Origin of the sequence: Paraburkholderia sp. EG286B, assembly GCF_040965655.1 — a bacterium.
Taxonomy (GTDB): domain Bacteria; phylum Pseudomonadota; class Gammaproteobacteria; order Burkholderiales; family Burkholderiaceae; genus Paraburkholderia.
This window is the reverse complement of sequence record NZ_JBFRCF010000151.1, coordinates 1-517: the sequence shown is the minus strand read 5'-3', so window position 1 is coordinate 517 and position 517 is coordinate 1. Positions and strand designations below refer to the sequence as shown.

The following is a 517-nucleotide window of genomic DNA, read 5'->3' as shown; positions in this document are numbered from 1 at the left end:
TGTAAAGCTCACCCATCACCCCGAACGGAACAGGCGCGCCATGACCGTCCAGAAGATACACCCGCGTGTTCGCGATCGGACGCCCAATCGGGACAATGGCCCCATCAAACTCAGCCGGGCAACTCCAAACCGTCGCGCAGACCGTTGCTTCGGTAGGTCCATAGGCGTTGGCAATAGATGCTGCAGGCAGGCGTCGGATGAGTTCTGCGTTTGGCAGCTCTCCGGCAAGAATGAGAACCTGCGACGCCAAACATTCCAGATCCTGGCTTCCCTGAAGCAATGCGGGAGGTAACGTCGCATGGGTGATGGCTTCGTTTCGCAGGTAATCCGATAGCTTGTTACCCGCTTGACGGCGCTCATCCGCAGGCAAATGCAGTGCGGCTCCTGAGCCGAACGCCATAACAAGCTCCCAGGCGCTTGCATCAAAACCGAAGGAGGAGAACTGCACTACTCGGCTATTGGAAGAAACGCCAAAAAGCTTGATCTGAGCCAACCCGAGATTGACCAAGCCCCGATG

General features: G+C 57.3%; 1 protein-coding gene. It reads right to left on the bottom strand.

Annotated elements, in window-relative coordinates:
• A partial coding sequence (locus AB4Y42_RS44165) for an AMP-binding protein (protein ID WP_368697886.1) occupies positions 1-517 on the bottom strand: 517 nt, incomplete at both ends.